The sequence below is a fragment of the Mycobacterium simiae genome (assembly GCF_010727605.1).
GTDB lineage: Bacteria > Actinomycetota > Actinomycetes > Mycobacteriales > Mycobacteriaceae > Mycobacterium > Mycobacterium simiae.
In genome coordinates this window covers 1,328,872-1,352,960 of record NZ_AP022568.1, presented here as the reverse complement: position 1 = coordinate 1,352,960, position 24,089 = coordinate 1,328,872, and the positions used below count along the sequence as shown (strand labels likewise).

The 24,089-nt window shown below is 63.5% G+C and carries 28 protein-coding genes and 2 pseudogenes; 14 read left to right on the top strand and 16 right to left on the bottom strand.

Translation table 11 applies throughout. The annotated features are described in order from the left end of the window. Both G6N33_RS06205 and G6N33_RS06200 read left to right on the top strand, forming a co-directional pair. Nucleotides 1-318: a hypothetical protein gene (locus G6N33_RS06205; protein ID WP_044510092.1), complete on the top strand. Its 318-nt coding sequence runs from the start codon at nucleotides 1-3 to the stop codon at nucleotides 316-318. Next, nucleotides 315-674 (top strand): hypothetical protein, encoded by a 360-nt coding sequence (locus G6N33_RS06200; protein ID WP_044510093.1) that lies wholly within the window; start codon nucleotides 315-317, stop codon nucleotides 672-674. Before G6N33_RS06205 ends, G6N33_RS06200 begins: the two co-directional genes overlap by 4 nt. A 417-nt stretch (nucleotides 675-1,091) precedes the next feature. Here the strand turns inward: G6N33_RS06200 and G6N33_RS06195 are convergent, their stop codons facing one another. Beyond that, nucleotides 1,092-1,922, bottom strand: a complete 831-nt coding sequence (locus G6N33_RS06195; RefSeq protein ID WP_044510094.1) for a hypothetical protein — start codon at nucleotides 1,920-1,922, stop codon at nucleotides 1,092-1,094. A 112-nt stretch (nucleotides 1,923-2,034) separates the two neighbouring features. Here G6N33_RS06195 and G6N33_RS06190 point away from each other — a divergent pair, with 112 nt between their 5' ends. Beyond that, the gene (locus tag G6N33_RS06190) at nucleotides 2,035-2,718 is read left to right on the top strand and encodes a hypothetical protein (protein ID WP_155945936.1); all 684 of its coding nucleotides are present in this window, start codon (nucleotides 2,035-2,037) and stop codon (nucleotides 2,716-2,718) included. Between the two features lie 70 nt (nucleotides 2,719-2,788). On the opposite strand, the pseudogene G6N33_RS06185 reads toward G6N33_RS06190, so the two are convergent. The 4 genes and pseudogenes from G6N33_RS06185 to G6N33_RS06170 form a co-directional block, all read right to left on the bottom strand. Continuing rightward, nucleotides 2,789-3,001: pseudogene (locus tag G6N33_RS06185) on the bottom strand (steroid 3-ketoacyl-CoA thiolase); the annotation flags it as partial. 498 nt (nucleotides 3,002-3,499) lie between these two features. Next, nucleotides 3,500-5,143, bottom strand: coding sequence for a pentapeptide repeat-containing protein (locus G6N33_RS06180; RefSeq protein WP_155945937.1), 1,644 nt, complete (start codon nucleotides 5,141-5,143; stop codon nucleotides 3,500-3,502). Between the two features lie 326 nt (nucleotides 5,144-5,469). After that, a complete protein-coding gene (locus G6N33_RS06175) occupies nucleotides 5,470-5,955 on the bottom strand; it encodes a hypothetical protein (protein WP_155945938.1) in 486 nt (161 codons plus the stop codon). 578 nt (nucleotides 5,956-6,533) lie between these two features. After that, entirely contained in the window at nucleotides 6,534-7,739 is a 1,206-nt protein-coding gene (locus tag G6N33_RS06170) for a thiolase family protein (RefSeq protein WP_044510098.1), read from the bottom strand. A 100-nt stretch (nucleotides 7,740-7,839) separates the two neighbouring features. Here G6N33_RS06170 and G6N33_RS06165 point away from each other — a divergent pair, with 100 nt between their 5' ends. Next, nucleotides 7,840-8,313 carry a winged helix-turn-helix transcriptional regulator gene (locus tag G6N33_RS06165; RefSeq protein ID WP_044510099.1) on the top strand — a complete coding sequence of 158 codons (474 nt, stop codon included), beginning with the start codon at nucleotides 7,840-7,842 and terminating at the stop codon, nucleotides 8,311-8,313. Here G6N33_RS06165 and rsgA read toward each other — a convergent pair. After that, nucleotides 8,300-9,292 (bottom strand): ribosome small subunit-dependent GTPase A, encoded by a 993-nt coding sequence (gene rsgA / locus G6N33_RS06160; RefSeq protein WP_044510100.1) that lies wholly within the window; start codon nucleotides 9,290-9,292, stop codon nucleotides 8,300-8,302. The genes G6N33_RS06165 and rsgA overlap by 14 nt on opposite strands. After that, nucleotides 9,289-10,578 carry a 3-phosphoshikimate 1-carboxyvinyltransferase gene (gene aroA, locus G6N33_RS06155; RefSeq protein WP_044510101.1) on the bottom strand — a complete coding sequence of 430 codons (1,290 nt, stop codon included), beginning with the start codon at nucleotides 10,576-10,578 and terminating at the stop codon, nucleotides 9,289-9,291. The genes rsgA and aroA overlap by 4 nt, the downstream gene beginning before the upstream one ends. A gap of 54 nt (nucleotides 10,579-10,632) precedes the next feature. Here aroA and G6N33_RS06150 point away from each other — a divergent pair, with 54 nt between their 5' ends. The 3 genes from G6N33_RS06150 to G6N33_RS06140 all read left to right on the top strand — a co-directional run bounded on the left by G6N33_RS06150 (nucleotide 10,633) and on the right by G6N33_RS06140 (nucleotide 12,886). Next, nucleotides 10,633-11,397, top strand: coding sequence for an SOS response-associated peptidase (locus G6N33_RS06150; protein WP_044510102.1), 765 nt, complete (start codon nucleotides 10,633-10,635; stop codon nucleotides 11,395-11,397). Nucleotides 11,398-11,685: 288 nt separating this feature from the next. Further along, a complete protein-coding gene (locus G6N33_RS06145) occupies nucleotides 11,686-11,991 on the top strand; it encodes a hypothetical protein (RefSeq protein ID WP_044510103.1) in 306 nt (101 codons plus the stop codon). A 28-nt stretch (nucleotides 11,992-12,019) separates the two neighbouring features. Further along, on the top strand, nucleotides 12,020-12,886 hold the full coding sequence (locus G6N33_RS06140) for a 3-hydroxyacyl-CoA dehydrogenase family protein (protein WP_044510104.1): 867 nt from the start codon (nucleotides 12,020-12,022) through the stop codon (nucleotides 12,884-12,886). Here the strand turns inward: G6N33_RS06140 and G6N33_RS06135 are convergent. The 3 genes and pseudogenes from G6N33_RS06135 to G6N33_RS06125 all read right to left on the bottom strand — a co-directional run bounded on the left by G6N33_RS06135 (nucleotide 12,883) and on the right by G6N33_RS06125 (nucleotide 13,564). Continuing rightward, nucleotides 12,883-13,119: a hypothetical protein gene (locus G6N33_RS06135; RefSeq protein ID WP_044510105.1), complete on the bottom strand. Its 237-nt coding sequence runs from the start codon at nucleotides 13,117-13,119 to the stop codon at nucleotides 12,883-12,885. The genes G6N33_RS06140 and G6N33_RS06135 overlap by 4 nt on opposite strands. A 44-nt stretch (nucleotides 13,120-13,163) precedes the next feature. Then, nucleotides 13,164-13,389 (bottom strand): annotated as a pseudogene (locus tag G6N33_RS06130) (TetR/AcrR family transcriptional regulator); the annotation flags it as partial. A 34-nt stretch (nucleotides 13,390-13,423) separates the two neighbouring features. Continuing rightward, nucleotides 13,424-13,564: a hypothetical protein gene (locus G6N33_RS06125; RefSeq protein ID WP_155945939.1), complete on the bottom strand. Its 141-nt coding sequence runs from the start codon at nucleotides 13,562-13,564 to the stop codon at nucleotides 13,424-13,426. A 208-nt stretch (nucleotides 13,565-13,772) separates the two neighbouring features. Between G6N33_RS06125 and G6N33_RS06120 the strand changes: the two genes are divergently transcribed. Further along, the gene (locus G6N33_RS06120; protein ID WP_044512931.1) at nucleotides 13,773-14,522 is read left to right on the top strand and encodes an SDR family NAD(P)-dependent oxidoreductase; all 750 of its coding nucleotides are present in this window, start codon (nucleotides 13,773-13,775) and stop codon (nucleotides 14,520-14,522) included. Nucleotides 14,523-14,547: 25 nt separating this feature from the next. Here G6N33_RS06120 and G6N33_RS06115 read toward each other — a convergent pair whose 3' ends face one another. Beyond that, nucleotides 14,548-15,966: a phytoene desaturase family protein gene (locus G6N33_RS06115; protein WP_044510106.1), complete on the bottom strand. Its 1,419-nt coding sequence runs from the start codon at nucleotides 15,964-15,966 to the stop codon at nucleotides 14,548-14,550. 104 nt (nucleotides 15,967-16,070) lie between these two features. Here G6N33_RS06115 and G6N33_RS06110 point away from each other — a divergent pair, with 104 nt between their 5' ends. Next, entirely contained in the window at nucleotides 16,071-16,649 is a 579-nt protein-coding gene (locus G6N33_RS06110; protein WP_231382565.1) for an HdeD family acid-resistance protein, read from the top strand. 177 nt (nucleotides 16,650-16,826) lie between these two features. Next, nucleotides 16,827-17,735, top strand: a complete 909-nt coding sequence (locus G6N33_RS06105) for a cyclopropane mycolic acid synthase family methyltransferase (protein ID WP_044510108.1) — start codon at nucleotides 16,827-16,829, stop codon at nucleotides 17,733-17,735. Here G6N33_RS06105 and G6N33_RS06100 read toward each other — a convergent pair. Together G6N33_RS06100 and G6N33_RS06095 are read right to left on the bottom strand one after the other, a co-directional pair. Then, nucleotides 17,732-18,211: a YbaK/EbsC family protein gene (locus G6N33_RS06100; protein ID WP_044510109.1), complete on the bottom strand. Its 480-nt coding sequence runs from the start codon at nucleotides 18,209-18,211 to the stop codon at nucleotides 17,732-17,734. The two genes, G6N33_RS06105 and G6N33_RS06100, sit on opposite strands and share 4 nt — an antisense overlap. Before the next feature lie 10 nt (nucleotides 18,212-18,221). After that, the gene (locus G6N33_RS06095; RefSeq protein WP_044510110.1) at nucleotides 18,222-19,070 is read right to left on the bottom strand and encodes an SDR family oxidoreductase; all 849 of its coding nucleotides are present in this window, start codon (nucleotides 19,068-19,070) and stop codon (nucleotides 18,222-18,224) included. Nucleotides 19,071-19,383: 313 nt separating this feature from the next. Between G6N33_RS06095 and G6N33_RS06090 the strand changes: the two genes are divergently transcribed. Then, nucleotides 19,384-20,073, top strand: a complete 690-nt coding sequence (locus G6N33_RS06090; RefSeq protein WP_044512932.1) for a sigma-70 family RNA polymerase sigma factor — start codon at nucleotides 19,384-19,386, stop codon at nucleotides 20,071-20,073. Further along, entirely contained in the window at nucleotides 20,070-20,375 is a 306-nt protein-coding gene (gene rsrA / locus G6N33_RS06085) for a mycothiol system anti-sigma-R factor (protein WP_044510111.1), read from the top strand. The genes G6N33_RS06090 and rsrA overlap by 4 nt, the downstream gene beginning before the upstream one ends. Nucleotides 20,376-20,398: 23 nt before the next feature. Here rsrA and G6N33_RS27980 read toward each other — a convergent pair whose 3' ends face one another. Continuing rightward, nucleotides 20,399-20,473, bottom strand: coding sequence for a 50S ribosomal protein bL37 (locus tag G6N33_RS27980; RefSeq protein WP_085976515.1), 75 nt, complete (start codon nucleotides 20,471-20,473; stop codon nucleotides 20,399-20,401). A gap of 209 nt (nucleotides 20,474-20,682) precedes the next feature. Between G6N33_RS27980 and G6N33_RS06080 the strand changes: the two genes are divergently transcribed. Both G6N33_RS06080 and G6N33_RS06075 read left to right on the top strand, forming a co-directional pair. Further along, entirely contained in the window at nucleotides 20,683-20,898 is a 216-nt protein-coding gene (locus G6N33_RS06080) for a biotin/lipoyl-binding carrier protein (protein ID WP_044512934.1), read from the top strand. Nucleotides 20,899-20,946: 48 nt separating this feature from the next. Then, nucleotides 20,947-22,449 (top strand): sensor histidine kinase, encoded by a 1,503-nt coding sequence (locus G6N33_RS06075; protein WP_044510112.1) that lies wholly within the window; start codon nucleotides 20,947-20,949, stop codon nucleotides 22,447-22,449. A gap of 59 nt (nucleotides 22,450-22,508) precedes the next feature. Here the strand turns inward: G6N33_RS06075 and whiB1 are convergent, their stop codons facing one another. Together whiB1 and G6N33_RS06065 are read right to left on the bottom strand one after the other, a co-directional pair. Further along, nucleotides 22,509-22,763 carry a transcriptional regulator WhiB1 gene (gene whiB1, locus G6N33_RS06070; RefSeq protein WP_003874607.1) on the bottom strand — a complete coding sequence of 85 codons (255 nt, stop codon included), beginning with the start codon at nucleotides 22,761-22,763 and terminating at the stop codon, nucleotides 22,509-22,511. Nucleotides 22,764-23,038: 275 nt separating this feature from the next. Then, a complete protein-coding gene (locus G6N33_RS06065; protein WP_044510113.1) occupies nucleotides 23,039-24,004 on the bottom strand; it encodes a diacylglycerol/lipid kinase family protein in 966 nt (321 codons plus the stop codon). Nucleotides 24,005-24,089 lie beyond the last annotated feature (85 nt).

Genomic DNA, 24,089 nt, shown 5'->3' with positions numbered 1-24,089 from the left:
ATGGCCGCGCCAAGGTATTTCGACCTTGGCGAGCTGTTGGGACAGAACGTCGGCTCCCATGAGGGCGACGCCGTCCTGACCATCATCACCGCGATGGCCCGGTCGTACACACGCGGGCGCGGCTTCACGGCTGGCGTACCCAACGACGAGATCCGCGCGGTGATCCTCACGGCAGCAGCACGCTTGTACTCCAACAGGACCGGTCTGCTCTACGACGAGGTTGAAGGTCCATCGCAGATCTCCTACCGCTCAGCCTTCAGCGGCTGGACTGTTGCAGAACTCTTCGTGCTCGACCGGTACCGAGTGAGGGCAATGTGACAGTCGGCGTCGTCTACCGCCCGCTGGCGCGCAACGAACACGGCGACCCGATCGACGCCGACGGCAACGTTGTCCACGCTGACGACGCACCCTACGGCGAGATCGACGTGATCAGTGGCGGCACAAGCGGATCAACCCGCACCACCTACCCGCTGACCAACCTGCGCGGCGACGTGGTCTCAACCGAAGGCATGCTCGGCTGGCGAACCGACTCACGCATCCAGCTCCAAGCCGGTGACACAGTTGTTGCGGATGGCCAGAAGTTGAAAGTGATCGGCCCCCGCCTGTGGGGACGTGACCACGCACTGACAGGTCGACCGGCCCGCTGGAATTGGATTGCAGTCCAAGCCAACTAAGACTTGCTCCCCGTGGTTGTCGCCGAACGCGGAGCAACCAACCAACACCGTTGATGTAGCGCCACTTGGCGCGCGGGCGTGATGAACCCGGCCATGCCTCAACGGTAGGCGGGACGGTTCACCCCGCCACCCGGCCCGTGTTCCTTTCTTGAACGGTGGGGAGCACGGGCCACCAAACACTTGGCGGAGTGCGCAGTCCCATCATGGCTGCACCGAACGACCTCACGGCTAATTCCTAGCCGTGGGGTCGTTTTGTTGTTGCGGGGTGAAGGATTTCCATCATCTACCGGCGATGCGAAATCGCCGCTACCGTCACGCGCATGGTGAACACCGTCATTGAAGAGGAGTTGGCGAAAAGCTGGATCTGGCTGAAGGTTAAAGCGCTCGAATGGGAACCACCGCGCGCGGGGAAGGTGCCTAGTGGTTGCCTGCGCTGTCTGAAGAATCCTCCGCACTCTCCTCTTCCTGCTGAAGAGGCGGATACAAGTCGCGATAGGCATCAATGATTTCGCCGCCCTCGTCATTAGTCATCGGCATAGGTCCAAGACCACAGTTGGCTCTGTACCTGTTCATAACGATCATTCCGTAAGCCAGTATGGCGATTAGGTAGTCCCTGAGCTGTTCCAGGCTGATCGAAACCAGTTGTCCTTGAGTGAAGCCAAGTTGTGGGGCTTGCCGCACAAACTTGAGGTCCGCTACCCCTGCCTTGTGCGCCCACACATTCCTGATCATTTGCGCGTTGTAGACGTTGTCCTTGATCACCTTCGGAACTTGCCCGCCAAGCCCCAGAAGTTCTACAAGTTCTTCAAACCTCTTGGTGCCTGCTTTCGTGCCTACGAAGGCCTGCATCGCCTGGTAGACGTTATCAAGCTTTTCGTCTTCGGGCGCAAGAAGTTCAGCAACGGGGACCTTGACTTTGTCGAAATCTTTGTTGGCAAGGATAGACATGTCGGCCTGCAGGACAGCTTTCGAGAAGTCTTCAAGATAAGCTTCCAACGCACTCCACGACGCAACCAGAACCAGGGCGTGGCGAAGTGCGTCGTCACGATTCAAATCCAGTACCGCAGCGTACTTTTCAGGCGGAAGTCCGGCTTTTTCGACCCGCTGCTTTAGAAGCCATGTCACACCCTTGGAAACGAGGCCCCCCACCACGCCGCCGACGATATTCATAAGGATCGTCAGCATGAAGAAGCCAAACGTCTCAACGGCCTGTGCTGCAGCTGTCTCCTGCCATTCTTCTTCTGTCATGCGGTTCCACGCCCCTTCTGCTGTGGTCGCGATGCTGGCATGGTAGCCACCTGGTGCGACATTTTCGTGCTATTCCGCCAATGGCGGCGCTCAGGTAGCTACCATCTGCGGCGTGGCCAATCCTGCTCAGCTGCTTCTCGATCAATTCCGTAGGTGGCGCAACGCTCCAGCTCGACCCAATCAGCGGCCACCCGCAGTCAAAGAAGTGCGAAGCCCAGAACAGGAAGACTTCCAAGCGCACAGATTGGCCGTGAAACAGCTTGAGGCAATCGATCAGCTGCTGGATGAAATGAACGCCGCCAAGGCAGATGTCAGCGTCTACCGCAGGTACTTCCCGCACTGGTGCAGAGCGGTGTTCGTCTTTCCGCATGGCTGGGAGGCTCAAGTGACCGAAGACCTGCCTGATGGCATCCTCGACCATCTTCAGAACTTGGCCGAAATGCTGCGTTACTACGTGCCGACAGTGACACCCGACGGATTGGCCGCGCTCGGGAACTATGTTGCGACGGTCAAGGCAGCACTAGAGGATGACGGTTCGATTCCCGACCCCCTTCGCATCCACGTACTCGAAGTCATCGAGCACCTCTCGTGGTGTGTAGAGAAGTACGACGACGTTGGGGATTTCCTCCTTGCCGAAGCCGTCGAGCGTCTTGCGGCAACTGTCATTCGCGCAGCTGCGGGCAGCGCGGATAAGGGCAAATGGAGGACGGTCATGGACACGTTTATCTGGCCGTTCACAGTGAACGTCATGGCTGCGATACCAGGCCAAGCCCTCACGATGCTTGCCCTGGGATGAGGCCCGTGGAAACGATGAACCCCCGCGCCAAACCGCAATGGCACGGGGGCTCTGAAGCCGACGGGCATTCCTACCCCAGCCGTTCGATGATGGTGGCGTTGGCCATGCCGCCGCCTTCACACATCGTCTGCAGCCCGTAGCGTCCGCCGCGCTGCTCGAGGGCGTTGACCAGGGTGGTCATGATGCGGGCACCGCTCGCACCCAACGGGTGCCCGATGGCGATGGCCCCACCGTTGACGTTGGTCTTGCCCAGATCGGCTCCGGTGTCGTGGGCCCACTCAAGTGTCGGGTTTAGGGTGCTAAAGTCCGACGATGGACGCGGTGATCTACGCCCGCCTCTGACCAAAGCCGATCCTTAACCCACTGCTCAAGCCGCTGCCTAACTTTCCTGTTGGTTGGGACCATGCACAATGCTCTCAGATTGGTGCGACCTTGCCTACAGAACTATGCGCCGTTAGCAGGAGCTTCATCAACGGGTCTCTCGTCCCAGAGGCCTAATTCTCTCCGACATGCGGTTACGGCATCACGCAACCTTTTCGGCTCATGCTTTGATATGCGGGTACACCGATCCAGGGTAGGCTGCGGAACAACAGATGATAGACGCGGCCCACGCGCAACTTTCGACGTATCGGGACGTTTGTGCAAATCGCTTGATGTCTGGTGGCGTTTGGCCTTGCTGTCGCCATCGCAAGTACTGCAGAACATGGCATCGTCGGCCACTGTGGTCGTTCTGATAGTTCAATGCCTCGCTCTATGGTGTGCCTTAGGCAATTGCCTCTGGCTAGTACCAAGAGACGATGTGAGAACGAAGAGCTGGGTCGACGTCAACGTCCTGCCTGGTCTTCGATTCTGCCCAGCTTGAGGGATCTATGTCGTCAACCGTACCTGAACGGATAACCACCAATAGTTCTTCGTCAGTGCATGATTGACTCAGCCCGTCGGTGTCTATCGGACTCGGATCGTCGGAACAGGCGTCGACAACTAGCCGACTTCTTTCCGATAGTTGGGCATCATAGAAGGTGACAGGTGAAGATTCTAAGCTGCACTCTGTGAGGACAAACTCCGATCTATTCACGTTGAGATAAGGAAAATGCAGCGGCGTACGTACGAAGTTTTGTCGTTGAAAACCAAAGAATCCACCTGCGTCTATTCCTACGTCATTTAAATGTATCTTGGAGTCGGTGAGCATTGGGCTGGGTATTTTGTTATGTATACCAGATGCTAGAAAGACGCGCCCTCCACTCCCAATTCGCATTCCACTAAAGTACATAGAAGAATCCGTTAAGGTCGCGCTTCGTATTGCGATCTTGGATTCGGTCACATGACATCGGCTGAAGGCCAAGCTCGATTTGTTAACATCCGCTCTCCATATCTCAAGCTTGCTGTTCTTGGTCATATTAATTTCCATAAACGAGAAGTCAGCGCCGTCGAGATCAAGGCCCGAGACAGTAACTTCGGTTTCTTCCATGCTGGACGCATAGAACTTGATTCCACCAATGATGTCTGCTGACAGATCTATCTCGGTATCTTTGAAGTCGCAGATCTCGAATCCACAACTGCCGGAAATCGTGGTAAAAAAGAAGCTTAATTTGGAATCTAAGAATTTCGATCCACTAAAGTCGATCTCGCCATATAAGAGGGCTTCGCCGAAGTCAAAGTAGCAATCATAAAAATGAGTACCTGCGAAACTCGGCGAATCGAGTACCGCACCGCTTAGGTTGAAATTATGTCCAAACCATGGTGTGTCAGCATTAGAATTAAGGTGCTCGACAATGACGCGGATGATGGTTGATCGAACTTGGTGCTCTTCGCTGGGGTCGAGCATCGATGTTTCGAGTAATGCCGATCGCCATGCTTCGCGTCCAGACGGGCGATAGTCTCTCTCTTTTATACCGTCGATTGGGGGATCGTTGAGTGGTTTGTGTGGCATCCTCAGATATGCGCACAGCACATCGATACAAGTCTGTCGACCGCTTTCCCAATCGTCCGCCAAGCTAGCGAGGGCGTAAATCCCCGCCAGTCGCACCGCGGATCGTTCTGAGCCCAATAGCTCACTGGCCTTCGAAAATCGCTCGGCGTACATCTTCTGGTGTTCACGACGCGCTGCTGATTCCTCGCGCTGATGCTGCGCCTCACCCAACCGCTGTTTTCTGTACGCGACGACTAAAGCAACTATCCCGCCTACACCGGCGACAATCGTCAGAGACAGTTTCAGCAGATCGAGAAAAACCTCGGTCGGTATTTCGTTGGCATTGCGTGCGACACGAGGTCTGCCAAGCGCTTGCCACCCCGCGAACATCGAGCCAGCTGCCAAGCCCAGACCGAGCAGAAGCCAGAAAGCGATCTGCCATCCGAAGCCGATGCCAATGGCCTTCGCTGGCTTGGCGCGCTCGTTGATCGGTTCTTCACGCTTGCCGAATCGCACGCCAAAAAGCTACAGGCGGAATGTGACATGGACGACGAACTAGCGAGTGAATCGCCGAACAACGCCTTCCCTGGTTTTGTCAGCCCAGCCGCTCGGCGATGCCGACGGCGAATTGCGCCATCGATGCACGTCCGCTCAAGGATGCCCAACTTGCCTATTGTCTATGCCCCCTCCGGTCAAGCGCAGGAAGGGTAGCAAGGGCAACCAACTCATCGCCCGAGCTCGCGTCCCCAGTCCACGACCCAGGCCAGAACAACGGGCAGACATAGATGTAAGTGCCAGGTGGATGCCCTCGTGGACTCACAGCTGCCGCGGTATCGACGTGCCTAGACGAGGCGCCACTTATCCCGTTCAAGACGGTTGACTTCTTCGTCAAGCATGTTGGGGAGTTCGCCAATGCGATCAGCCAGGGGTCGCTCGGTCAATGTGTCGATCTGCGTCAACGTCGCTGGGGACAGCTCACGCTTAAGGGTGCGAAACCAGGGCTTCGTAAACACGTTGACGTAGTCGGGAGACGGCACCCCAGCGTCGATGTACTCCTCGCGGGCGGGCCGTCCGGTGATGCTGTCACCAAGCGACAGTGGTTTTCGGTAGTGCACCCGTTTGCCGTCGCGCGGTTTGGCTTCTCTCAGTTCGGTGACGCCTGCTCGCCACTCTGTGATCCGCTGTACCCGACTCTCTCGCCGTAGCCGTCGCTGCTCGATACCCCAGTTAGCCCGCGGGGCGATAAGTGAGCTGATCGTCCCTGTGATGGCACCGGTCAGTAGGCCTGCACCACCGCCTATGAACGCGACTGTAACCTCTGATGTCACCGCCCCAGTGTCCCCTGCAGCAGGTGCGCAGATTCACGAAGACACACCCGAAGGTGACCAGCTATCAGTAGCGATTGCCTTGCCTGGCCCTAACGCAATGCCTGTAACCAGGCCTTATGGATTAAAGCGCCTGTATCTACGGCCCGCGGTTACAGCCCCTGTATCTAGGACTTATCTATTGCAAGACCTATGTCGATCGATTGCAGCAGTAGTGCGGTGATAAGGGTGCTAATCTATAGTCAAATCAACTAGACAAAACTAGACAGAACTAAATAAAAACCGCGATGCAAGCTTTACAGAGGAAGCAAGGGTTGGTCCGCGACCCGGCGAAGAGTACTTGGACCTTCCCTTGCTCGAACGGTTTGCCACCTGCGTACGCCAGGTAACGCGCCGATGCCGAATCGCCGTCGCTCCGACCGCGTGAACAAACGCGGTCGGCGGTTCATTCGCCTGTGACCATCATAACGGTTGCGGGCGAATTTTCTGTTTTCACTGGACGTTTTGTTTTGGCGGACGTATCGCGAACGGCTTTTTGCAGGTCAAGCCTTTTTCGCATCCCTGGTATTCCGCAGCTGTCCTTAACTCAACCGCTCAATGATGGTGGCGTTGGCCATGCCACCGCCCTCACACATCGTCTGCAGGCCGTAGCGGAGGCCGCGCTGTTCGAGGGCGTTGACCATCGTGGTCGTGATGCGGGCACCGCTGGCGCCCAACGGGTGTCCGATCGCGATAGCGCCGCCGTTGACGTTGGTCCGCTCAAGGATGCCAGTCTGCTCCCTATCTACATCCTTCGCCCACGCCAGCACAACGGGCGCAAAGGCCTCGTTCACCTCGAACAGGTCGATGTCCGCCAGCGTCAGACCGGCCTTGGATAGCACTTTTTCGGTCGCCGGGATGACGCCGGTCAGCATGTAGAGCGGGTCGTCGCCCACCACGGTCGTGGTGTGAATCCGCACCAGCGGGCGCAATCCCAGCTTCTTGGCGACTTCACTGGTCGTGATCAGCACGGCGGCGCTGCCGTCGGAGAGCGGCGAGGAGTTACCCGGTGTTATTTCCCAATTGATTTGCGGGAAACGGTCTTTCATCTCGTCGCTGTAGAACGCCGGTTGCAGCGTGGCGAGGGTCTCCACGGTGGTGGCCGGCCGAATGATCTCGTCGGTGCGTAGCCCGGCGATCGGGATCAGCTCGTTTTCGAATAGGCCGTCCTTGGTGGCGCGGGCGGCCTTGTCGTGGCTGCCCGCCGAGAACTCGTCGAGCTGTGTGCGCGAGAAGCCCCACTTCGCCGCGATGAGTTCGGCGCTGATGCCCTGCGGCACCAGCCCTTCGGGGTAGCGCGCGGCCATACCGGCGCCGAACGGGTCGCTGCCCGGCAACAGCTGGGTGCCCATCGGCACGCGGCTCATCGACTCCACGCCCGCGGCGATCACCAAGTCGTAGGCGCCGGCGATGACGCCCTGGGCCGCGAAACTGATCGCCTGCTGGCTGCTGCCGCATTGACGGTCGATCGTGACACCGGGAACCGACTCGGGAAAACCGGCGCCCAGCAAAGCATTACGCGCGATATTCACCGACTGATCGCCGACCTGGGTGACGGCACCGGCGATGACGTCGTCGATTTCGGCGGGGTCCACTCCGGTGCGCGCCACGAGTTCGCGCAGACTGTGTGCCAGTAGGTCGACGGGCAGCACGTCGTGCAGGGCGCCGCTGGCCTTGCCCTTGCCGATGGGCGTGCGCACGGCACCGACGATTACGGCATCGCGGCCCGCAGACGAGAAACCGGTCATGACTCCTCCTTGAGTCCTCAGCAGAGCTCTAAGTACAGCTCGGTATACCCAGCAAAACGCCTAGGTATACTAAAATCAACCCAGACGGGAGGTGATCTAGATGACATTCCTGCAAGGCGTCCTGGCGGACCGGGAGGCTTGGTCGGCCGTCGGCCAGTGTGCGATCGAGAAGACGATGGCGGTCGTCGGCACCAAATCGGCAATGCTGATCATGCGCGAGGCCTACTACGGCACCACGCGGTTCGACGACTTCGCGCGTCGGGTCGGCATTACCAAGGCGGCCACGTCGGCGCGGCTGGCCGAGTTGGTTGACCTTGGGCTGCTAGCGCGCCGGCCCTATCAGGAGCCGGGTCAACGCAGCCGGGAGGAATACGTGCTGACACAGGCCGGCATCGATTTCATGCCCGTGGTCTGGGCCCTGTTCGAGTGGGGACGACAACATCTGTCGGTTCGCAACCGGCTGCGGCTGACGCACCTGAACTGCGGCGCCGAGGCCAGCGTCGAGATCAGGTGCACCGAAGGCCATTTGGTACCGCCCGACGAGCTCGGCATGCGGCTGGCTAAGTCTCCCTGAGCGCGCAGAGCAGTCGTCGCGCCGCCTGGACCCGCCGCGCCGCGGGTCCGGTGAGTGTGTCCAGTGCGCATTCTGGGTCGGCCGGCGGTCCCATGTGCCCGCACCCGCGCGGACAGTTTTGCACGGTGTCCGCGAGATCGGAGAACGCCATCATCACGTCGTCGGGTTGGATGTGGGCCAGGCCGAAGGAGCGGATGCCGGGGGTGTCGATCACCCAGCCGCCGCCGGCCCGCGTCGGATCCAGGGGCAGCGCGACCGACTGTGTCGACGTGTGCCGGCCGCGACCGATGTCGGTCACTTCGCCGACGGCCCGATCCGCTTCGGGCACAAGGCGATTCACCAATGTCGACTTGCCCACCCCGGAATGTCCGAGCAACACGGTGATCTTGCCGGCGAGCAGGTCCGCCACCGCCAGCAGGGGATCGTCGCGGCCGGCAGCAACGACGGTCAGGTCCAGATCGGCGAACTGCTTGGCGAACGGCTCGGGCGGAGCGAGGTCGGTCTTCGTCAGGCACACAATCGGGGTCAGTCCGCCAGCGTAGGCCGCAATCAGCGCCCGGTCGACCAGTCCGGTGCGCGGTGGCGGGTCGGCCAGAGCGACCACAATGAGCAGTTGATCGGCGTTGGCGACCACTACGCGTTCGGTGGGATCGGTGTCATCGGCGGTGCGCCGCAACACCGTTCGCCGCGGGCCACGACGCACGATGCGGGCCAGGGTGTCCGCGCGCCCGGACAGATCACCGACCACGTCGACGTCGTCGCCGACCACGATCGGGGTGCGGCCGAGCTCACGGGCCCGCATGGCGGTGACCCGGTGTTCGGGGCGGCCGCCCAACACACACCCCCAGCGGCCGCGGTCGACGCTGACCACCATCGCGGCCTGGGCGTCCGCATGCTCAGGACGGGTTTTGGTCCGGGGTCGTGAGCCCCGGCCGGATCGGACCTTGACGTCGGATTCGTCGTAGTCGCCCGGTTTCAATCGCTGGACCCCAGCATGTGCGCCCAGAGCTGTGGGAACTCGGGCAGCGTCTTGGAGGTGGCGCCGATGTCGTCGATTTGGACTCCGGCCACGCGCAGCCCGACGATGGCACCGGCCATCGCCATTCGATGGTCGGCGTATGCGCGCCAGCCGCCGGGGTGCAGCGGCGTCGCGGTGATCACCAGTCCGTCGGCCGTCTCTTGGCAGTCGCCGCCCAGGCCGTTGATTTCCGCGCTCAGTGCGGCGAGGCGGTCGGTCTCATGGCCGCGCAGGTGCGCAATGCCGGTCAGCCGGGAAACCGACCCCGGATTCGCCAACGCGGCCAGTGCGGCCACCGACGGGGTGAGTTCACCGACGTCGCGCAGATCGACGTCGAATCCGTCGAAGCCGCTGCAACCGTGCACTTCCAGATATGAATCCGTATGCGTGACAACAGCATTCAGCTTGCCCAGCACGTCGAGGATGTCACCGGCAGGTTGGACGCTGGCCGCCGGCCATCCGGTGATGCGCACGCTACCGCCGGTGACCACTGCCGCGGCCAGGAACGGAACGGCGTTGGTGAGATCGGGTTCGACGTCCCAGCGTCGGGCCGTGACGACACCGGGACGCACCCGCCATTGGTTGGGCACCGAATCGTCGAGATCGACGCCCGCCTGCCGCAGCATCACCGTCGTCATCGCGATATGCGGTGCGGACGGCAGCGACGCGCCGGTGTGGACGACGGTCAATCCGTTGCGAAACGACGCCCCGCACAACAACAGGCCGGACACGAACTGCGACGACGCCGACGCGTCGATCGCCACCGTGCCGCCGGCGACCGTTCCGCTGCCCAGCACGCGGAACGGCAGGCCCGTGCCCTCGATCGGGACGCCCAGCTCACGCAGGGCGTCTAGGAGTGGCGCGATCGGCCGGGCGCGGGCCTGCTCGTCGCCGTCGAATACCACCGGGGTGTCGGCCAGGGCGGCCAACGCCGGAACGAACCGCAGCACCGTGCCGGCCAGGCCGCAGTCCACGCGGGCGCCCGCGGTGGGGTTGAGCCGGCCGCTGACTTGCAGTTCCGAACCGTCCCCGTCGACATGCAGCCCGAGCGTGGCGAGCGCACCGATCATCAAGTCGGTGTCGCGGCTACGCAATGCGCCGCCGATGGTCGAGGTGCCCTGGCCTTGCGCGCTGGACAGTCCGGCCAGCACCAACGCCCGGTTGGTCTGCGATTTCGAGCCGGGAACGGTGACGGTCGCGTGCACCGGTTCCGGCGCGGTGGGGGCCGTCCAGGGCTCGGTGTTCACGGCTTCATCCTGCCGTGTCGGCGGGTGTCGTGGATAGCGGGCACCATGGAAGTTATGTGTGGACGGTTTGCGGTGACGACGGATCCGGCCCTGCTGGCCCAGAAGATCAAGGCGATCGATGAGGCCACTGGTACCTCCGAGCGGGCCGGGCAGCCGAATTACAACGTTGCTCCCACGGCCGATATCGCGACGGTGGTGTCCCGCCACAGCGAGCCGGACGACGAGCCGACCCGCCGGGTGCGGCTGATGCGGTGGGGGCTGATTCCGCCGTGGGTCAAGGCGGCCCCGGACGGCGCGCCCGACTCGAAGGGACCGCTGTTGATCAACGCGAGGGCCGACAAGGTGGCCAGTTCGCCGGCTTTCCGCGGGTCGGCGAAGAGCAAGCGCTGCCTGGTGCCGATGGACGGCTGGTACGAGTGGCGGGCGAATCCGGAGGATGCCGCCGGGAAGAAGACCGCCAAGACGCCGTTCTTCCTACACCGCGAGGACGGCGATCTGCTCTTCATGGCCGGGCTGTGGTCGGTGTGGAAGCCCGATAAGGAGGCGGACCCGCTGCTGAGCTGCACGATCATCACCACCGATGCCGTCGGCGAGCTGGCCGCGGTCCACGATCGGATGCCGCTCATCCTCGCCGAGCGCGACTGGGACGCCTGGTTGAATCCCGACAATCCACTGGACGACCGCCTGCTGGCGCAGCCGCCGGATGTGCGCGGCATCGAGCTGCGCCAGGTGTCGAGGCTGGTGAACAGCGTGCGCAACAACGGGCCGGAGCTGCTCGAGCCGGCCGAACCGGAGCCCGAACAGATCACGTTGCTCTAGATCTCAGGCGACTCGGCTGATTGCCGGCGTCTCTGGCCGCTATTGCGCCGCTTGGTGGGATGGGTGCGCCAGAACTACAAGGCACACAAGAAATCTCACCAGAGTGCAACCACCGCGAAAGCCACCCAAAACCGGACACAACAACACGGGAGTAACGCTGGAGTTTCGAACGAATCCCGGCGGGTAGCCCTGCTCAACAGATTGGTACTGAAAACGCCGGTATCAATTTCGCTATGGGCGTTGCATTCAAGCACGTCACGACTCGACCGCCTCCAAAGGAGACTCGAAATGACTACCAGTAATCCCGCAACAACTCGCCGAACCGACGTGACAACTGCCGACCCGCAGCCGGCAAGGCTCAACACCCGGCGCGGAGCCGAGACGAAACCTTTCTACCGCACAACAGAATTCATCGTCTTTGTCCTTGCGACAGCCGCGGTGTTGCTGGCCTCCTACCTCGTCAAGGCGACGGACGGACACCTGGACTACTTCCAAGCCGACAAGGCATGGCTGTACGTGGTCATCCTCAGTGTTGGCTACATGGTGAGCCGGGGGCTGGCGAAGTCCGGTAGCCGCCATCGCGACGACGCCTGAGGACACCGGCCGCAGCTAACATGCGTGTGTGACCGGTTCCTACACCCACACATTCGAAGAGATCAAAGACCGCCCGGTCGCCGTGATCGGGGCGGGAACCTTGGGCCGGCGCATCGCACTGATGTTCGCGACCCGCGGCGGCGCCGTGCGCCTCTACGCGCGGCGGGCTGAACAGCGCGACGAGGCAACACAATACGTCGTTGCGACGCTGCCGCGGGTCGTGGCGGACCGAGGGTCCGGTGAGGTCGGCGTCGTCAGCGCGACAGGGTCGCTCGACGAGGCGCTGGACGGCGCATGGTTGGCTGTGGAGTCGGTGCCCGAGCGGCTCGATATCAAGATCCCCCTGTGGGGCGAAATCGACCAAGCCGCCCCTCCGGACACCATCTTCGGCACCAACTCGTCGTCCCTGCCGTCACGGCTGATGAGCGAAAGTATCAGGGACGCAACGCGTTTCTGCAATACGCACTTCTACATGCCACCGGATATCAACGCCGTGGAGTTGATGTCGAACGGTCAGACCGACCGCGGCGTGCTCGACACGCTGCTGACCGTGCTGCCCGAGTTCGGCGTCCAGCCCTTCGAAGCGCGCAAGGAAAGCACCGGATTCATCTTCAACCGCATTTGGGCCGCCATCAAGCGTGAGTCGCTGGCAGTGGTCGCCGAGGGTGTCGCCCGCCCGGAGGATATCGACGGAATGTTCAAGCTGGCTTTGGGCGTGTCGGTCGGCCCGTTCCAGATGATGGATTTGGTCGGCCTGGACGTCGTCCTGGACATCGAGAACCACTACGCCGCCCAGTTTCCGCAGCTCCCGCAGCACGTGCGCGATCTGCTGCAGTCGTACGTCGACGCGGGCAAGCTCGGAATCAAGACCGGCGAAGGCTTCTACAGCTATTAGTTGCTCAGAACGAGGCGCCAATTGCCCGCAGCGGTGCGGTCCGGCACGCACCAGAAATTGTTCCAGCCGCCCGGGGTGCTGGCTTTGACACCCGGACCAGCATCCTGGCACGCCTCCCGCGTCGGGTAGCTGCCCTCGGTCTGAATGGTGTCGGCGTTGCCGATACCCACGCCGACCGTCATCAATCCCGCGCCCGCCAGCACACCGGCGGCGACAAGTCGCTTCATGTTCATGGCCTCACGTTAAGCCTTGTCAGGCGGCTGCATGGTGGTTTTCGCTACGATGTTCCAGCCCGCTGTAGCGACACTGCGGTGGCGATGGCCTCCAGCAGCGGGGTGAGTTGCTCGGCGTTGCTGAGGGTGCGGTCCCCGCGCCGTCGTCTGGGCGGCGAGCAGCGCGAGGTCGGCGGTGTCGGGCTGTAGATGGGCGATTGCGTCGCGAGTCAACGCATTGATCCGCCCGACGAACGCCTGGATCGTCCCGGCCAGGGCCGCCGATCGCGCACCCCGGCCACATACCCGCACGGGTCCACCGTCATCACGCGATCCCACGCGGCGAGTCGATGTCGACCCAATCGGCATCCGGGCGGATGGCGTTGATGTCCGGACCCACGTTGAACAGAAAATCAGAGTCACTGCAAGCCGTTTCGGCAACGATGCCGGTTGCCCCGACGGCCATGACCGGAACCTGTCGCTGCCACCCGCGCGCCCCCACGCATATTGACTTTGCATCTCGGGCTGTAGAGGATCGCGGTTCATGGCTGGGATTCACGGGCAGCGGCCGGGGGTTGCGGTCGGCACGGATGACGGTCGGGCCATCCCGTGCCGAAAACCATTGGGAGAAGGCCTGGCTCACCGGATTCGATCACCGAATTGAGGACCGACCCATGAACACCATCAGCTTCGACTTCACCGGCACCCATGTCCTCGTGACCGGAGGCACCCGAGGCATCGGTCACGCGATCGCCACCGAATTCGCCAAAGCGGGTGCTGCCGTCACGGTGACCGGCACCCGCGGGACGCCCGACGAGTACCCCGAGATAGACCTGAGCGCATTCAGCTACCGCCAGTGCCGGATTCAGGACCCCGAAGCGGTCGACGCGCTGGCCGAATCCTTGGGGGAGCTGGACGTCCTGATCAACAACGCCGGCGGTCCGTATCCCGCCGGGGATGAATATGACCCGGACGGCTACGTGGCGTCGGTGACACAGAACATGTTGGGCCCCATGCGATTGACCATGCGCTGTCATGAGAATTTGAAGTCGAGCCAGGCGCCGGGCGGGGCGAGCGTCGTGAGCGTCGTCTCGATGTCCGCATTCCGTTCGGCGGTCTTCGTCCCGGGCTACGCCTCGTCGAAAATGGGCTTGTTGGCGTTGACGATGAACCTCGCTCGCCGCTGGGCCAACGACTCCATCCGCGTCAACGCCATCGCGCCCGGACTCATCGACACGAGAATGACCCGTCCCGCCATGGGAATTCCCGAGGTGATGGACGCCGAAATCGGGTTTCACACACCGCTGGGTCGCCCCGGAACACCTCGGGACTGTGCCGGCGCGGCGCTGTTCCTGTGCACCGACGCTGCCTCGTACATCACCGGCAGCACCATCGCCGTCGACGGCGGATACCTGACGGTCTGAATGACTTCTTAACAGGCCCGCGCGGTTAGCCGTGACCCAAGTACGCCAGCGCGAGCGCGGCGGCGTTGGCGCCACACATGCCATGGGCGCCCGGGCCCGGCGGCGTCGCCGCCGAACAGATGTACATGCCTGGCACTCCAGCGCAGTAGGGCGACAACGTGATTCGCGGCCCGAACGTCAGCTGGCGAATATCCTTCGCCCCGGTCATGATGTCGCCGCCGGCGTAGTTCGCATTGAATGTGGCCAGCTGTGTGGTGCTACGCACGGCCTGCCCGACGATGCGGTCACGGAAGCCAGGGGCGAACCGCTCGATCTGCGCGATGATCGCTTTCGTCGCGTCGCCGGTATAGCCGTTGGGGACGTGCGCGTAACTCCACACCGGATGGATGTCGCCCACCGACCGCTGCGGATCGGCGAGATACTGCTGGCCGACCAGCACGAACGGCCGCGCGGGCATGCGCCCGGCGTGCACATCGCGTTCGGCCGCGGCGAGCTCGGCGTAGTTGCCGACCACATGCACGGTGCCCGCCCGATGTGCGTCGGGATTGGTCCACGGCACCCCACCCTCGACCGCGAAGTCGACCTTGAACGCACCGGGGCCACGCCGAAACCTGGTGAATGCCGCGGCAATTCGGCGCGGCAGTCGATCGCCGAGAATGCCGGCGACCGCGCTGGGCGCCAGGTCGAACATGGTGACGTCCGCCGGCGGCAGCTGGGCGGAGTTCTGGACCCGCACGCCGGTTTCGATGGTGCCGCCCAGGTCGGTCAGCAGCATCACCATCGCGTTGGCGATGGACTGCGACCCGCCTTGCGCCACCGCCCAGCCGTGCCGGTGGCCGGCGGTGATGATGCCCATCCCGATTGCCGAGGTCATCGGGTAGTGCAGCGGCCGGAAGGCGTGCGCCGCAACACCTCCGAACAACGCCCGGCCCGCCTCGGTACGGAATAGCCGCGCGAACGTCGACCCGGGCAGCAGCGTGGGCACACCGAAACGGGCCAGCGTCAGCGGGTGACGTGGGATGCGCAGCAGCGGGCCCATGATGTCGTCGCTGAGCGCATCGAAATGCGCGGCGGGGTAGCCGAACACCAGGCGCCACCGCGGGCCATCGAGACCCAGGCCCGCCGCGGTGTGCGGCACCGACCGGTGCAGCACACCGGCACCGCCGCCATCGAGGGGATGGACGCAATCGATCTCCGGCCAGCGCCACGACAGTCCGTACCGCTGCAGATTGAAGCGGCCCAGGAATGGCGAGCCGACGGCCATCGGGTGAATCGCCGAACAATGGTCGTGCAGCAGGCCGGGAACAATGGCCTCGGAACTGCGGGTGCCGCCGCCCACCGCGTCGGCGGCCTCGAGCACGGTGACCTGCACTCCCTTGGCGGCCAAACAAATGGCGGCGGCCAGTCCGTTGGGTCCACTGCCGACCACCACTGCGGTACTCATCGTCCTGTGCACGTTACCGGGGGCGTTTTGAATACTTGTCCGTGATGCGCAATTGTGCCGCCGCGGACATAGCCTTTTCATCAAAAGTGGCTAATCATATGAGGATGACTATTCGCGACGACGACACCGTTTTCGAAGGTCCGCTTCGGCAACTTGCCAACAGTGCCTGGCAAGTGCTCCTCCTCACCGGCGTCCTGGCGATCGCGCTGGGCGTCATCGTGCTGGCCTGGCCCGGCCGGACGCTGTTCGTGGCCGGCGTCCTATTCGGCATCTACCTGGTATTTTCCGGAATCGGCTATGTGTTCGCCGCGTTCGGCACGCATGCCGGGGTTGCGATGCGGGTGTTCACCTTCATCACCGGCATCGTGTCGCTGATCCTGGGATTCTTCTGCTTCCGTGAGGAATTCGAGGCGGTGACACTGCTCGCGATCTGGATCGGCATCAGTTGGCTGTTCCGCGGGATGACGTTGTTGGCCGCGGCCCTGTCGCTAGACCACATGCCCGGCCGCGGCTGGCAGGTGCTGTCCGGGTTGATCATCGTGATCGGCGGCGCTGTGTTGATCATCTCGCCATTGCGGTCCATTGCCGTCCTCGCGCTGGTCGCCGGCTGCTGGCTGATCGCCATCGGCATCGTCGACGTGGTCAGCGCGCTGCAAGTTCGCAGCCGGACGAAGGCCGCCTGAGCCGCGGCACCGAATCCGGTACAGCAGGCAACGCCGGTCGCTGTGCGGCCGGCGTTGCCTGCTGCGCTCGGTAGCGTTCGCTGAAGTGCAGCTGCGGCCGTCGGATAGACTGACGGACGAAATTCGACCAGACATACCGCAAAGCCGTTTAAATCTCACTGTCGAAGGTTGTGCCTTTTGTCCTCCAAGAAAAGCGAAACTCCGGAATTGCAACCGCATTTCGAGGACGTCCAGGCACACTATGACCTGTCTGATGATTTCTTTGCGCTCTTCCTGGATCCCACCCGCACCTACAGCTGCGCGTATTTCGAGCGCGACGACATGTCGCTGGAAGAGGCGCAGTACGCGAAGGTCGACCTGTCGCTGGGCAAACTCGGGCTGCAACCCGGCATGACGTTGTTGGACATCGGCTGCGGATGGGGCACCACAATCGTGCGCGCCCTCGAGCGTTACGACGTCAACGTCGTCGGCCTGACCTTGAGCCGCAACCAGCAGGCGCACGTCCAGCGGCGGCTGGACAGCCATCCGTCGGCGCGCACCAAGCGGGTACTGCTGCAGGGCTGGGAACAATTCGACGACAAGGTCGACCGCATTGTGTCGATCGGGGCCTTCGAGCACTTCGGGCGCGACCGCTACGACGAGTTTTTCAAGACCGCCTACGCGGCGCTGCCGGACGACGGGGTGATGATGCTGCACACCATCATCAAGCCCAGCGACGAGGAATTCGCCGAACGCGGACTGCCCATCACCATGACCAAGATCCGCTTCATGAAATTCATCATGGACGAGATCTTCCCGGGCGGTGACCTGCCCAACGCCAAATCCGTCGAAGAACACGCCCGGCGCGCGGGTTTCACCGTCCAACTGGTCCAGCCGTTGCGTCTGCACTACGCCCGCACTCTGGACCTTTGGGCGGGCGCCCTGGAGGCGGCCCGCGACGAGGCCATCGCGATCCAGTCGCAGGAGGTCTACGACCGGTACATGAAGTACCTGACCGGATGCGCCGACCTGTTCCGCGAGGGCTACACCGACGTCGCGCAGTTCACCCTCAGCAAAGGCGTCAGCGACAGCCTCGCCCAAAGCTAGGCGCGCAGGTCCGCCGTCACCGCGCCGGTGAGGCGGATCAGGTCCTGCGGGGCCACCGCGACATCCCAACCGCGCCGACCGGCGCTGCAGAACATCTGCTGCCAGCCAAGCGCGCTGCAGTCGACCACCGTCGGCAGCGGCTTGCGCTGACCAAACGGTGACACCGCCCCGACCACGTAGCCGGTGGCCCGCTGGACCAGCGCAGGGTCGGCCATCGATGCTTTCGGCACGCCGAGCGCGGCCGCGGCGGCCTTCAGCGAGAGCCGCGCGGCAGCCGGCACGACCGCCACCGCCAGCCCGTCGGGCACCGCGATCACCAAGGTCTTATAGATCTGCCCTGGCGCCACGCCGGCGGGCGTGAGCGCCTTGACGGCCTCCACCCCGAACGAATTCTCCCGTGGATCGTGGCCGAACTTGACCACCTCGTGCGGCACGCCGGCTCTGGTCAGCGCCGCCAATGCCGGCGTCGCGGCCATGGCACCCGCCTTAGGGGCCCGAATATCCCGGCGGGTTGACGCCGTCCACCCAGAAGTCGACGCCGAGTTGCCCGCCCGGCACGCAGTTGTACACCGACAGGTCGGTGACGCCGGAGTCCAGTAAGACGTCCTCGCACAGCAGCATGTTGCCGGTGAATTCCTTCGACGGCTTGGTCAAGATGACGTAGGCCGCATCGGCGTAGATCTCCGGCTTGCGGGCGCGTCCCATCGCTTCGTCGCCGCCCAGCAGGTTCTGCACCGCAGCGGTGGCCACCAGCGTGCGCGGCCACAGCGTGTTGGACGCAATGCCCTCCTCGCGCATCTCCTCGGCGATGCCGAGCGCGCACAGAGTCATGCCGAACTTGGCCATCATGTACGCCGTCGGTTTCAGCCACTCCTTGCCGAGCAGCACCGGCGGGGACAGCGTCAGGATGTGCGGGTTCTCCCGACCTTTGAGATGCGGGATGCACGCCCGCGACACGGCGTAGGTGCCGCGTACCTGGATGCCGTTCATCAGGTCGAAGCGCTTCATCGGCACCTCGGTGATGGACCCCAGGTTGATTGCCGAGGCGTTATTGACGCAGATGTCGATGCCGCCGAACTGCTCGACGGTCTTTGCCACCGCGGATTCGACGGAATCCGGGTCGCGGACGTCTCCCACAATGGGCAGGGCCTGGCCGCCGGCCTCTTCGAGCTCCTTGGCGGCGGTGTACACCGTGCCCGGCAGCTTGGGGTGCGGCTCCGCGGTTTTGGCGATCAGGGCGACGTTGGCCCCGTCTTGAGCGGCGCGTTTGGCAATGGCCAAGCCGATACCGCGGCTGGCGCCGGAGATGAACATGGTTTTGCCACTAAGAGACATGGCGTCACAGTAACGTCCGGCGGATGTGCATTGAACCGCGGGTGAATCGCGCGACGGCCCCGATCTCGACGAGACGGGAAATAGCAGATCGGCCCCAGCTGTTGACTGTGACGGTCTGAGAACACGTGTCAGCGACCCGGGCAGAACTCGTCGGTCGCAGCCTTTAGATTGGGAGGGGTACTCGGTGTCAACGGCGACGTGCCTGCTAGGCCCACCACGCAGGGACGAGCAGTTGGCTCGCTTCTTTGCGAGTCAGTTGCCGCCGACGGCGAAGCCGGGCGGCGCTGCAACAGAAGGGACCGTGTTGATCGAGATGGCCGACTTCGAGAATGGCCCAGACGCAGTAACCGGTTCCGACCACGTCGAGACGGCGGAAAAGCCGGTTGAAGCGCCCCTTGACCAGGCCGAAGAGACCGACGAGGAACTCACCGCGCGGTTCGAGCGCGACGCGATTCCGTTGCTGGATCAGCTCTACGGTGGCGCGCTGCGGATGACGCGCAATCCCGCAGACGCCGAGGACCTGCTGCAAGAAACGATGGTCAAGGCCTACGCCGGCTTCCGCTCGTTCCGCGCGGGCACCAACCTCAAGGCATGGCTGTACCGGATCCTGACCAACACCTACATCAACAGCTACCGCAAGAAGCAGCGTCAGCCTGCGGAGTATCCGACCGAAGAGATCACCGATTGGCAGTTGGCGTCCAACGCTGAGCATTCCTCCACCGGGCTGCGGTCGGCCGAGGTCGAGGCGCTGGAAGCGTTGCCGGACACCGAGATCAAGGCGGCCCTGCAGGCCCTGCCGGAAGAGTTCCGGATGGCGGTGTACTACGCCGACGTCGAGGGTTTCCCGTACAAGGAGATCGCCGAAATCATGGACACGCCCATCGGGACCGTCATGTCGCGGCTGCACCGCGGCAGGCGGCAGCTGCGCGGCCTGCTCGCCGATGTCGCCAAGGACCGTGGTTTCACCCGGGGGCAACAGACGCACGAGGAGGTGTCGTCATGAGCGAGTTGTCGCCCGCCGGCCCCTCGGCGGGCCCGCAGACGCCGCGCACCAAGGCCGAATGCGCGGAACTGATCGCCGAGGTGTGGACGCTGCTCGACGGCGAGTGCACGCCCGAGAAGCATGAAAAGCTCAAGCGCCACCTCGACGAATGCCCACCGTGTCTGCGGTTGTTCGGAATCGAGGAACAGTTCAAGGCGCTGATCGCGACCAAATGCAGCGGAGAAAAGGCGCCGGAGGGCCTCCGGGAACGCCTGCGACTGGAGATACGCCGCACCACGATCATCCGCGACGTCGAGTCATAACGGGCCCGCGCGGCCCGCGACGGCTAGGAGTTGGGCCGCTTGCCGTGGTTGGCCTTGCTGTGCTTGCGATCACGCTTCTTACGGCCGCGCTTGGCCATGGGGGAACCTCCGTCGTTGGTCCATGATTCGGGCGCGGGGCACCCGCCAGATTGCCCCCCATTGTCGCATGGCCTGGCGCCGCCGATTTCGCCCACCGGTGCCAGCCCGGTGTTCGGCGATCGCCGATGATGTTGTGGTTCGATATACATGAGCTTGATGCAAGCCCGGACCAGTCAGCATGCGGAATGGCCGAGACAGTGGGGTGAAGATGGCCGAGGATGTTCGTGCCGAGATCGTGGCGAGCGTGCTCGAAGTGGTTGTCAACGAAGGCGACCAGATCGGCAAGGGCGACGTCGTGGTGCTGCTGGAGTCGATGAAGATGGAGATTCCGGTCCTGGCCGAAGTCGACGGCACGGTCAGCAAGGTGAGTGTGTCGGTGGGCGACGTCATCCAGGCGGGCGACCTCATCGCCGTGATCAGCTAACGCTGGTCAGCTCACACCTACCGCCGTTCGACGACGCGGGAGTAGTTGATGTCCACTCTCGGTGATCTGCTGGCCGAGCACACGATGTTGCCCGGCAATGCGGTCGATCACCTGCACGCCGTGGTCGGGGAGTGGCAGCTGCTGGCCGATTTGTCGTTCGCCGACTACCTGATGTGGGTACGCCGCGACGACGGTGTGCTGGTGTGCGTGGCGCAATGCCGGCCGAACACCGCGCCGACCGTCTTGCAGGCCGATTCGGTGGGCAGCGTCGTGCCGGCCGAGCGGCTACCGCTGGTCGCCGAGACCTTCTCCTCAGGCGTCGCGCATCGGGAAACCGCTGCGGCCCAACACGATTCGTGGCAACTGCCCGGGCCGCACGTCGCGGCATCCCCGGTGCGCTACGCGGACCGGGTGGTCGCCGCGCTCACTCAGCACCAAACTGCGCTGACGGCCCAGGAAAACTCCGGGCACCTGGAGACCGCCTACCGCGAATGTGCCGCCGATTTGGTCAACATGCTCTCCGAAGGCACTTTTCCCGATGTGCGAGATGTCGCGATGTCGCGATCCACGCCGCGCGTGGGTGACGGGTTCATCCGGCTCGACGTGGACGGCGTGGTCGCCTACGCCAGTCCCAATGCGCTGTCGGCGTATCACCGGATGGGATTGACCAGCGAGCTCGAGGGCCACAACTTGATCCGGATCACCCGACCGTTGATCTCGGATTCGTTCGAGGCACAAGAGATGGCCGAGCATGTGCAAGATTTGCTGGCCGGTGGCAAGAGCATGCGCATGGAGGTCGACGCCGGCGGCGCCACCGTGCTGCTGCGCACCCTGCCCTTGGTGGTACACGGTGCCAGCAAGGGTGCCGCCGTGTTGATTCGCGACGTGACCGAGGTGAAGCGGCGGGACCGGGCGCTGATCTCCAAGGACGCCACCATCCGGGAGATCCACCACCGGGTGAAGAACAATCTGCAGACCGTGGCCGCGTTGCTGCGACTGCAGGCCCGCCGCACGGCCAACGCCGAAGGCCGCGAGGCGCTGATCGAATCGGTACGCCGGGTGTCGTCGATCGCGCTGGTCCACGACGCGCTGTCGATGTCGGTGGACGAGCAGGTGAACCTCGACGAGGTCATCGACCGGATCCTGCCAATCATGAACGACGTGGCCTCGGTAGACCGTCCGATCCGCATCAACCGGGTCGGCGATCTGGGCGTACTGGACTCCGATCGCGCCACGGCGCTGATCATGGTGATCACCGAGCTGGTGCAGAACGCGATCGAGCACGCGTTTGATCCCGCCGTCCAGGAGGGGGCGGTGACGATAAGCGCCGAACGTTCGGCGCGCTGGCTGGACGTCGTGGTGCACGACGACGGCCGGGGCCTGCCCGAAGGGTTCAGCCTGGAAAAATCCGACAGCCTGGGTCTACAGATCGTCCGCACGCTGGTGGCCGCGGAGCTGGACGGCACGCTGGGCATGCGCAAGGCGCCACACGGCGGCACCGACGTCGTGCTGCGGGTGCCGATCGGCCGCCGGTCCAGGTTGTTGCTGTGAGGAGCCCACGCAACAGCGCGGCCCCGGCATTTGCCGGGGCCGCGCTGTTGGAAACTGCGTCAGACTCCGCTGCGGGCCTTCGTCCGAGCGTTGCGGCGCTTCAGCGCGCGCCGCTCGTCTTCGCTCATACCGCCCCACACGCCCGAGTCCTGACCTGTGTTCAGCGCCCAGCCAAGGCACTCTGTGGTCACCGGGCACCGATTGCAGACCAGTTTCGCGTCAGCGATCTGCGCGAGTGCCGGACCACTGTTCCCTACCGGGAAGAACAGTTCCGGATCCTCGTCGCGACAGACCGCCTTGTGGCGCCAATCCATAAGTAGTTACTCCTCACTATGTGCGCAGCAGCGCGCACTCGCGTTATTCTGTCGGCTCTTAACGCTTGCATGAGTAAGGGTCCGTCGGGCACCCCCACAAAATCTCTGCATGCAACCTTTCGATCGTTTCACAGGCTCAACAGATGTCAATAGGATTAGTTCGCTCGTGGGGTATCTCACTTTGGTCACGGTCACTTTGAGCCCTTGACCCGTTGTACTACGCTCGCGGCGGCCGCCGCCGCCCCGACGACCGGCTGTATCAGCGTTTCGGCAGCTCAGATGCGGGTATTTGGTGGCGGCGCGGCGACCGGGAGCACCTCGCGCACCGCCCGGAACGTCATGGAATCCCGTCGCCCCAAATACTCCCCGTCGTACTGGCTGGCGACCGGTCCGTCGGCGCACGTGATTCGCAGGCACGCCGCGTCGTCGTCGCGGACGAGTTGTTTGGCGTCCGGATCGGGGCGTTTGGCGAGAATCTGTCGCAATAATTTCAGCGTCGGAATTACCTTCATGCTGGTGACCGCGAACACCCCCAGACCCGATTCGAAGCTGCAGCCCGGGTTGGTGACCATTGGACGGCTGTTGCTATAGGTCCATGGGGTCGTGTTTGACACCCAGGCGAACTGCACACCGGACACTGGATCACGGTCGGGCAGCTCGAGGGTCATGCTGGGGGCGCGGCGGCTGTAGCCCACCGTGATGGGCACCGCCACCCGCCAATACCGCAACGGCGTGACCTTGACGCCCTTGTTGCGCTGGGCCTCCACCGCCGCCACCACCTCGGCGTCGACGCCCATGCCCGCGTTGATCACCGCCCACTGCTCGCCGCAGTCGATCAGGCTGATGCGGCGCCAGGTCTGATGCGTGCGGTAATCGTCGATTAGCTGGATCAGCTGATTGGTGGCCGCAACCGGGTCCCGGGAGATCCCGAGCGAGCGCGCCAACACATTCGCCGACCCCCCCGGCACCACCGCGACGGCGGGCAGGTGGCTGGGCCGCGGCGAGCCCGGGCGGCCCAGCAAACCGTTGACAACCCCGCTGACCGTACCGTCGCCGCCATGCACCACGACGAGGTCCACACCGTCCTCGACGGCGGCCTGACCCAACTCCGTCCCGTGGCCGTGGTGGTTGGTGTGCTCGACGGTGAGCTCAAGGCGGCTCTTGAGCGCGTGGGCCAACAGATCACGGGCGGCCGGGGTGGTGGAAGTTGCTGCTGGGTTCACGATCAGCACGGCGCGCATGATGTACGAGCTTATGCGGCACGGTTATGGGCCCGCTGTGGGAACCTCCGGCTCGCGGCGTCCTGCGCCGACCTGACTACGCTGA

What these genes read in the sequence shown, in the direction of transcription:
- G6N33_RS06205 (WP_044510092.1), top strand. Translation starts at nt 1, where the DNA reads ATGGCCGCGCCAAGGTATTTCGACCTTGGCGAGCTGTTGGGACAGAAC.
- G6N33_RS06195 (WP_044510094.1), bottom strand. Translation starts at nt 1,922, where the DNA reads ATGACAGAAGAAGAATGGCAGGAGACAGCTGCAGCACAGGCCGTTGAG.
- G6N33_RS06170 (WP_044510098.1), bottom strand. Translation starts at nt 7,739, where the DNA reads ATGACCGGTTTCTCGTCTGCGGGCCGCGATGCCGTAATCGTCGGTGCC.
- G6N33_RS06165 (WP_044510099.1), top strand. Translation starts at nt 7,840, where the DNA reads ATGACATTCCTGCAAGGCGTCCTGGCGGACCGGGAGGCTTGGTCGGCC.
- G6N33_RS06150 (WP_044510102.1), top strand. Translation starts at nt 10,633, where the DNA reads ATGTGTGGACGGTTTGCGGTGACGACGGATCCGGCCCTGCTGGCCCAG.
- G6N33_RS06145 (WP_044510103.1), top strand. Translation starts at nt 11,686, where the DNA reads ATGACTACCAGTAATCCCGCAACAACTCGCCGAACCGACGTGACAACT.
- G6N33_RS06135 (WP_044510105.1), bottom strand. Translation starts at nt 13,119, where the DNA reads ATGAACATGAAGCGACTTGTCGCCGCCGGTGTGCTGGCGGGCGCGGGA.
- G6N33_RS06125 (WP_155945939.1), bottom strand. Translation starts at nt 13,564, where the DNA reads ATGGCCGTCGGGGCAACCGGCATCGTTGCCGAAACGGCTTGCAGTGAC.
- G6N33_RS06120 (WP_044512931.1), top strand. Translation starts at nt 13,773, where the DNA reads ATGAACACCATCAGCTTCGACTTCACCGGCACCCATGTCCTCGTGACC.
- G6N33_RS06115 (WP_044510106.1), bottom strand. Translation starts at nt 15,966, where the DNA reads ATGAGTACCGCAGTGGTGGTCGGCAGTGGACCCAACGGACTGGCCGCC.
- G6N33_RS06110 (WP_231382565.1), top strand. Translation starts at nt 16,071, where the DNA reads ATGACTATTCGCGACGACGACACCGTTTTCGAAGGTCCGCTTCGGCAA.
- G6N33_RS06100 (WP_044510109.1), bottom strand. Translation starts at nt 18,211, where the DNA reads ATGGCCGCGACGCCGGCATTGGCGGCGCTGACCAGAGCCGGCGTGCCG.
- G6N33_RS06095 (WP_044510110.1), bottom strand. Translation starts at nt 19,070, where the DNA reads ATGTCTCTTAGTGGCAAAACCATGTTCATCTCCGGCGCCAGCCGCGGT.
- G6N33_RS06090 (WP_044512932.1), top strand. Translation starts at nt 19,384, where the DNA reads ATGGCCGACTTCGAGAATGGCCCAGACGCAGTAACCGGTTCCGACCAC.
- rsrA (WP_044510111.1), top strand. Translation starts at nt 20,070, where the DNA reads ATGAGCGAGTTGTCGCCCGCCGGCCCCTCGGCGGGCCCGCAGACGCCG.
- G6N33_RS06080 (WP_044512934.1), top strand. Translation starts at nt 20,683, where the DNA reads ATGGCCGAGGATGTTCGTGCCGAGATCGTGGCGAGCGTGCTCGAAGTG.
- G6N33_RS06075 (WP_044510112.1), top strand. Translation starts at nt 20,947, where the DNA reads ATGTCCACTCTCGGTGATCTGCTGGCCGAGCACACGATGTTGCCCGGC.
- whiB1 (WP_003874607.1), bottom strand. Translation starts at nt 22,763, where the DNA reads ATGGATTGGCGCCACAAGGCGGTCTGTCGCGACGAGGATCCGGAACTG.
- G6N33_RS06065 (WP_044510113.1), bottom strand. Translation starts at nt 24,004, where the DNA reads ATGCGCGCCGTGCTGATCGTGAACCCAGCAGCAACTTCCACCACCCCG.